We start from the raw sequence: 7,143 nt of genomic DNA on the forward strand, positions 1-7,143 counted from the left end.
AACCCCTCAGATTTTTACGTTGATCCAGAATACCGCATCTTACTGGAGGTGAAATAGGTGGACTTAATTTCCACATAAAAACAAGTCCACCTGATTGGATTATATTTCACTGATTATCTGCGTTTTGCATAAAACAAACTCTTTTCAAAACATATATTTTTACACCATCAAAAAAAAGAAGAGTATGGCAATGCAAAGAAACTATTTTACGGTATTGTTTTTCCTGAAGAAATCAAAGCTGCTTAAAAATGGAGAAGCACCAATCTGTATGCGTATCACAATAAACGGAAAACGTGCAGAAGTACAAATTAAGCGAAGTATAGATGTTACAAAATGGAATACGCAAAAAGAATGCGCGATTGGCAGGGAAAAGAAGTATCAAGAAATAAACCACTATCTTGATACGATAAGAACTAAAATCCTTCAAATTCACCGTGAACTTGAGCAGGACGGTAAACCTATTACAGCAGATATTATAAAAAATATCTATTATGGAGAACACTCTACTCCCAAAATGCTGCTTGAAGTATTCCAGGAACACAATTCGGAATATCGGGAATTAATGAACAAGGAATATGCCGAAGGTACTGTACTTCGATACGAACGTACAGCAAGATATTTGAAGGAGTTTATCAGTGAACAGTATAAACTGGCTGATATTCCATTAAAATCAATCAACTATGAATTTATAACCAAATTCGAACATTTCATTAAAATACAGAAAACTGTGCGCAAAATGCAACAGTGAAATATCTGAAGAATTTAAAGAAAATCATCAAAACTGCATTGATAAAGAAGTGGATAACTGATGATCCGTTTGCTGAAATACACTTCAAACAGACTAAATGTAACCGTGAATTCTTAAGTGAGAATGAACTTCGCAAAATCATCAATAAAGATTTTGATATTCAGCGATTACAAACCGTTAGGGACATTTTTATCTTCTGTTGCTTCACCGGTCTGGCCTTCACTGACGTAAAGAACCTGAAAAAGGAACATCTTGTACAAGCTGATAATGGCGAATGGTGGATAAGAAAAGTAAGGGAAAAGACCGATAATATGTGTGACATTCCATTGTTGGATATACCAAGACTTATTTTAGAGAAATATCAGTCAAATCCAATCTGCAATGAAAAAGGATTATTACTTCCTGTTCCCAGTAACCAACGAATGAACAGTTATTTGAAAGAAATAGCTGATGTGTGTGGCATTCAAAAGAATCTTTCCACACATATTGCCCGACATACATTTGCATCACTGGCTATTGCAAATAAGGTTTCCTTGGAATCCATTGCCAAAATGTTAGGGCACACGGACATCCGTACAACTCGTATTTATGCCAAAATCATGAATTCGACCATTGCCAATGAGATGAAAGTATTGCAAAACAAGTTCGCAATATAATTTTCAACCATTATTTCATTTCTTACAGCAAATATCGCCCTTTGCCACTGACTGTGCAAGGCGGCCCTGTCGGGCTGGTTGGCTGGAAAAAAATCATCCTCGCTTCGCTCCGGTATTTTTTTCCGCCAAGCCTTGCACCGGTCATTGGCAAAGAACAGCCGGGCCAGTAAGAAATTGAAATACTGACTCCACGGAGCCGGTCATGTCTAATTAAAATAAAAGAATATGACTGAAGAAGTTGGAAAGAAGGTATGTGAAGGTACAGTAGCAGACCTCATGAAGGACAAGACCGGAAAACAGACGGTTATCACGTTGACAAGAAAGAATGCTTACCGAGTGAAGAAAATCAGAGAACAAGGGACGGATGACGAAGCCGTCCTTTTTCATTTCCGTAAACGCTGTACGGGAATGGGCTCCTATGTACACACAATCGAAACGGCAGACGGGGAAACAGAACTTCATCCGTCTGAATTTGAAAAATGGGAAGCTGTGGAATTCCTGTATCCCGGCTATCTGGAAGACCTGCTTGATACTGCATACAACGCATACAGATGGAGTTCTTTCGAACCTGAAGCAAGGGCGGAAACAGACATCATGCAATATGAAAAACAGCTTGTAGAGGATCTGAAACAGATTCCGGAAGAAAAGCAGAACGAGTATGTCAGTGCATACCATAACAAGTTCTCCGCCCTGTTGGGCAGTCTCTCACGATGTGCCAGTCCGATGGTGACAGGACCTGCCAAATTCAACTGCCAGCGCAACAACAAGGCCTTGGACGCATACCAGAACAGATTTGATGAATTTCATGACTGGCGTAACCGCTTCAAGTCTGCCATGGAAAGAATGAAAGAAGCCGCCAAGCCGGAAGAACAGAAGCAGGAGGAGGCATGGAACCGTTTGAAGCGTGACATTGCAAGCAGCGCACAGACCATCCATGATATTGACACCGGTAAAGCAAGAGGATACAGCCGTGCCCTATTCGTCAGCAGTATTCTTAATAAGGTAAGCACCTATGCAGGAAAAGGAGAAGTGGAAATCGTACAGAAAGCAGTGGATTTCATTACAGACTTCAATGCCCAATGCAAAAAACCGGTTATCACTCCACGAAACCGTTTCTTCCAACTGCCGGAAATGGCACGGCAGGCCAGACTGAAACTTCAGGAAATCAGAGAACGGGAAAACCGTGAACTGAAATTTGAAGGCGGAACGCTGGTATGGAACTATGAGGCAGACCGCCTGCAAATCATGTTTGACAGCATTCCGGATGACCAGAAACGTAAGGATCTTAAATCATACGGTTTCAAATGGTCGCCCAGATACCAGGCATGGCAACGGCAGCTAACGCAGAATGCCGTATATGCAGTCAAAAGAGTGTTGAACCTACAAAATCTATAATCCATGAAAGACCGATTGAAATATGTAATCGATTCCCGCTACTTCAACGGAACATGTCTGACCAGCATGAGTGACGGATTCCACAATGACTATGGTGGGGAAACAATCGAAGAACTGCGCATACGGGAAAACAATCCCTATCTGAAAGCCGTAACACCTTCTGATATAGACAAGAAGCTGCGGCTATACAATCAGTCCCTGTCCGAACCGTTTAAGGAAATCACCGAAGAAGACTACTATGAGCTGCTGGATGTACTGCCACCCTTGCGCATGAGACAAAACTTGTTCTTTGTGGGAGAACCGTATTACGGAAATATGTACTCTTTCTGCTTTACCCGTCAAGGAAGATATTTCAAGGGCCTGCGTTCCGTACTTACTCCGCAATCCGAACTGGACAGTCAGATAGACCACCATGTGGAAATCATCAACCGGAAAGCCGTAATCTCAAAAGAGGGAACAAGCAAAACGGTCACAACCGGAACCAGACTCATTCCCTATTATTTTTCACTGGACGGGAAACAGCCCGTATTCATCTGCAACCTTGTCATCCAATCAGATCCCAGAAAAGCAAGGACGGATATGGCGAATACCCTGAAGAGTCTTCACCGGAACCATTATCAGTTCTATAAAGGGAAAGGGCATTACGAAACTCCGGACGAACTGATAGACCATGTATCAGGAAAGAAGCTCACCCTTGTTCCCGACGGACATTTCTTTCAATATCCTCCCGGCAGGGAATCCACAACTTTCATCGGACATATCAAGGAGACATCAGAGGAATTTCTTTTCCGGATCTATGACCGTGAATATTTCCTGTATCTCCTAAAAAGATTGAGGACAGTGAAAAAGGAATCCGCACAGGAACAAATAAATATCAAATCATAACATTCGGGGGAATGCGGTAGAATAACTGCCGTATTCCCTCATAAAAACAATACAAGTATGAACAAATCGAACACTCTATACTGGAAAACAGCCACAGATCCGGCTGAGCGCATTGAGGTCAGACTCGTCCTGAACAGTTATATCGACAATGACAATCTGTATGTAGGACTTGAATCCCGGTCTAAAGATAATCCGGAATGCTGGGAATCCTACACGGACATCACCGTCAACCTCAATTCCCTTCCCCCGTTCCATGCCTATGTGGACAACCGGGACTGCAACAGACATGTACATGATTTCCTGACCAGTAACAGAATAGCGGAGCCTGCCGGATTTGAATATCAGGGATTCAGAATGTTCCGCTTCAATCCTGACAGGTTGAAGGAACTCGCACCCGAACAGTTCAAGACAATCAGCGCTAAACTGCCACCACAGGATGACATGATAAAGAACATCATCTATCAGGAAAGACGTTTCCCTTTGAGAACTGTTCAAGACATTCACGGAATATATCTTGTTTCAAGCAAGGAACTGGAAGAATCTCTGATCGAAGGAGTACGGAACCTGGATGCTGCGGCAAATGAACTGCTGGATGGCATCTGCCTGTTCTGTTCCACACAGGAACTGCGCTATCTTACGGATGCAGAACTGATAGAAACAATCTACGCACAATAAAAAGGAGGAACAAATATGAAAACCGGAGACATTGTATTTCTGAGACGTCCCTATAAGGGATACCGTGCCGTCGAACTGATGGAAAGACTGGAATGCCGCTGGCTGGTCAGGATTGTCGAGAGCGGTCTTGAACTGGAGGTATATGAAGATGAACTTATATCAGAATTTTAATACGGACAAAGTGTTATGGAAAAATATCAGTTTGCATTCCATTCGGAAATAATCGGCTATACCTCACCCCATATCGGCGAGGTCAGAAAAGCCATACACAGAAAAGTGGAAAAGGAAAAGTCTGCCGCCATAAAGAATGATATTGAGCTGCACATGTACAAGGTGCATGACGGCATACCGGTTCTCCTTAACACCTGCTACCTGTACGATGAAAAAGGATGTATGGAACACGGAAGTATCAAGGGAACCAAGGATTATCTGCTTGAGACATGGAGATGCCATACAAACAGACATTCCAAAGGTTTCAGTTCCACAAGAATCAGGCCCTGCACGACAAGCAGGGCTTTTTCGTTTGTATAACTCTTAAAATCAGGAATCATGAACCAGACATTACAACTTACAGACTATATACCACAGTATGTAAGCCTCTACTACGTGGACTACCGGGATGACCTTGATGAGCATGAAGACATCCAGGAGGAATACATCCGTTCCAACAATATGGAAAAACTCTATGAAAAGGCATACTATTTTTTTAGTATATTTGCTGCATTGGTACCAATTATATTTATTGTATTAACCTGATTATTAAATATAAATATGCTTATAACACGCGACATTTTAAATAAGGCATTAGAAGATAAAATGCCTCTTTTTCATGATGGAGATTACATCGATGATGATGTTATGTATGATTTGTTTTGTGCTCAACCAATATTGAAAGATTTACCTAATGGTAAAAAAGGATTGAGAACCCTTATTCCAAGGAATGATAGAAATATTTTGTGTGCAGAATTAAATGGATATATGTCTAACAGTCCAAAAGGTGTATTTGATAAAATCTATTATACTTTAAGATGTAAATTATGTAATAAAACTTTTCCTGTTCGCATTACAAAGGGGCAGATTATTAATAGGACATTTAAAATAAGTAATTATATTAATATTTCTGTAAATCCTGATAGATATTATTTATTTACCAAAGCACTCAGAGAACTTTATAATATAAAATATGGCAATGTATATAATACCTATGTTTGTAAATCATGTGTGGAAAAGTTTGTTTCTGATACAATGCAAGAGGCATCTGAGTTTTTAGAACGAAAGGATAAGTTTGATTGGTTTTTATTCCACAAAAATTCAGATGACTGGAAAAGAAAGCTATTTAGAATAGAAGAAGCTCATTTCAGGCTTGACAATGGGAAAGAAATTGAAGATGGGAAAATATATCGTGCCGCTAATGGAGATGTTTGGAAAGATGATAAGTATAATGAACGTGAAAAACGTGAACAAGAGGAACTAAATCATCAAAGAAAACTCGAAGAAATACGCCGCCAGCAAAAACAGAATGAAGAAGCTGAACGCGAGAGAACCAAAAGAGAAAATGAATTATTCCTTGCACGTCACCAGTCGAATACTCCAACTCAAAGATATATTAATCAGTTTTGCAAGAAAGATTCTAATATTGATATAACAGATAAAGAAATTCAAAGGGAAGCACTTTCACCAAAAGATGTGAATTATGAAGCCATTCAAAAACACAATAGTAAACTATATAGAGAATATCTTCAATCACCTCTTTGGAAAATCATATCATCAAAAGTAAAATGGAATGCCAATTATCGTTGTGAAAAATGTGGTTCTACCAAAAATCTTGTAACACATCATACATCTTATGAATTTAAAGGCATAGAGTTTCTTGCCTTTCATACACTTCAATGTTTATGCTCAAAATGTCATGAAAAGGAACATGAGAAATAGAATATTTCTGTATTTACAATTATATACTTATTATACCTTTAGTGACTAACGTATGTAACCATATATTACATACGTTAGTAATCAATCATTACATACGTTAGTATTTACCAACGACTAACGTATGTAATAATCAATAAGAAAACTTTGTCATTTCAAATAAAATTGTAACTTTGCCGTTACAGTCCCCATTAATAAAAAAAGGAGGTCAGTATGTACAAGTACAAGCTCGTAAAGAAAATCAATCCGCAGGATAAAGCAGCACCTAAGAAATGGTATGCAATTCCTATCAGCGAAGTTCCACAGACTGTAAAAGCCATGACACGTGCAGCTACGGAAAACACAACAACCGCTCCCATAGAAATGGAAGCCGCTCTTGAATTACTTGGAAGACACGCACGTCAGCAATTGCAGCAGGGACACACAGTAAGAGTTGGTGATTTAGGTACTATACGTGTTTCATTTAAAAGTGACGGCGTAGAAGACATTACCGATTTCAATGCCGGAGCAATGATTAAGAATCCACGTATCATATTCACTCCAAGCAAGGAATTCCGTGAAAGTGTACTCCAAGGTATTCAATTCCAAAATGCCGGAGTATTGGACGAAGGCATCAGCTATGCCAGCCTTTCTGACTACAAAAAGGCAAAGGGTATTACTTCCGGTGGAAGTGATGACAGCGGTGGTAGCAGCATTGGAGGTGGTGGTACTGGAGAAGATGGAGAAGGTGGATTTAGTTAATAGCCATCTAATATCATTAAATATAAGCCTGTTTCCTTCAGTCAATAAACTGGGACTGTATGGCTGAAAAGGGAACAGGCCTATTATTACTTTGCTTTATTTAGGGTGTGCTTA

The 7,143-nt window shown here is 39.9% G+C and carries 8 protein-coding genes and 1 pseudogene; all 9 read left to right on the forward strand.

From position 1 onward, the window contains the following. Window positions 1-184: 184 nt before the first annotated feature. The 9 genes and pseudogenes from BACCOPRO_RS10250 (at window position 185) to BACCOPRO_RS10285 (ending at window position 7,029) form a co-directional block, all read left to right on the forward strand. A pseudogene (locus BACCOPRO_RS10250) lies at window positions 185-1,404 on the forward strand (site-specific integrase). Window positions 1,405-1,629: 225 nt separating this feature from the next. After that, window positions 1,630-2,799, forward strand: coding sequence for a hypothetical protein (locus BACCOPRO_RS10255; RefSeq protein WP_008143372.1), 1,170 nt, complete (start codon window positions 1,630-1,632; stop codon window positions 2,797-2,799). Window positions 2,800-2,802: 3 nt separating this feature from the next. Continuing rightward, complete coding sequence (locus tag BACCOPRO_RS10260; RefSeq protein WP_008143373.1) at window positions 2,803-3,684, forward strand: hypothetical protein; 882 nt, start codon at window positions 2,803-2,805, stop codon at window positions 3,682-3,684. A 57-nt stretch (window positions 3,685-3,741) separates the two neighbouring features. Further along, window positions 3,742-4,359, forward strand: a complete 618-nt coding sequence (locus BACCOPRO_RS10265) for a DUF4313 domain-containing protein (RefSeq protein WP_008143374.1) — start codon at window positions 3,742-3,744, stop codon at window positions 4,357-4,359. A gap of 15 nt (window positions 4,360-4,374) precedes the next feature. Then, on the forward strand, window positions 4,375-4,530 hold the full coding sequence (locus BACCOPRO_RS18070; protein WP_004326287.1) for a hypothetical protein: 156 nt from the start codon (window positions 4,375-4,377) through the stop codon (window positions 4,528-4,530). Window positions 4,531-4,545: 15 nt separating this feature from the next. Then, complete coding sequence (locus tag BACCOPRO_RS10270) at window positions 4,546-4,890, forward strand: hypothetical protein (protein WP_008143377.1); 345 nt, start codon at window positions 4,546-4,548, stop codon at window positions 4,888-4,890. An 18-nt stretch (window positions 4,891-4,908) separates the two neighbouring features. Next, entirely contained in the window at window positions 4,909-5,115 is a 207-nt protein-coding gene (locus BACCOPRO_RS10275; protein ID WP_008143378.1) for a hypothetical protein, read from the forward strand. Window positions 5,116-5,130: 15 nt separating this feature from the next. After that, window positions 5,131-6,291: a CDK-activating kinase assembly factor MAT1 gene (locus tag BACCOPRO_RS10280; RefSeq protein WP_008143380.1), complete on the forward strand. Its 1,161-nt coding sequence runs from the start codon at window positions 5,131-5,133 to the stop codon at window positions 6,289-6,291. Between the two features lie 210 nt (window positions 6,292-6,501). Next, window positions 6,502-7,029, forward strand: coding sequence for an HU family DNA-binding protein (locus BACCOPRO_RS10285; protein ID WP_008143382.1), 528 nt, complete (start codon window positions 6,502-6,504; stop codon window positions 7,027-7,029). Window positions 7,030-7,143: the final 114 nt, after the last annotated feature.

This window comes from Phocaeicola coprophilus DSM 18228 = JCM 13818, from assembly GCF_000157915.1.
Classification (GTDB): domain Bacteria; phylum Bacteroidota; class Bacteroidia; order Bacteroidales; family Bacteroidaceae; genus Phocaeicola; species Phocaeicola coprophilus.

Excerpts from the sequence above, each read along its gene's own strand:
- BACCOPRO_RS10255 (WP_008143372.1), top strand. The coding sequence starts at position 1,630 with ATGACTGAAGAAGTTGGAAAGAAGGTATGTGAAGGTACAGTAGCAGAC.
- BACCOPRO_RS10260 (WP_008143373.1), top strand. The coding sequence starts at position 2,803 with ATGAAAGACCGATTGAAATATGTAATCGATTCCCGCTACTTCAACGGA.
- BACCOPRO_RS10265 (WP_008143374.1), top strand. The coding sequence starts at position 3,742 with ATGAACAAATCGAACACTCTATACTGGAAAACAGCCACAGATCCGGCT.
- BACCOPRO_RS18070 (WP_004326287.1), top strand. The coding sequence starts at position 4,375 with ATGAAAACCGGAGACATTGTATTTCTGAGACGTCCCTATAAGGGATAC.
- BACCOPRO_RS10270 (WP_008143377.1), top strand. The coding sequence starts at position 4,546 with ATGGAAAAATATCAGTTTGCATTCCATTCGGAAATAATCGGCTATACC.
- BACCOPRO_RS10275 (WP_008143378.1), top strand. The coding sequence starts at position 4,909 with ATGAACCAGACATTACAACTTACAGACTATATACCACAGTATGTAAGC.
- BACCOPRO_RS10280 (WP_008143380.1), top strand. The coding sequence starts at position 5,131 with ATGCTTATAACACGCGACATTTTAAATAAGGCATTAGAAGATAAAATG.
- BACCOPRO_RS10285 (WP_008143382.1), top strand. The coding sequence starts at position 6,502 with ATGTACAAGTACAAGCTCGTAAAGAAAATCAATCCGCAGGATAAAGCA.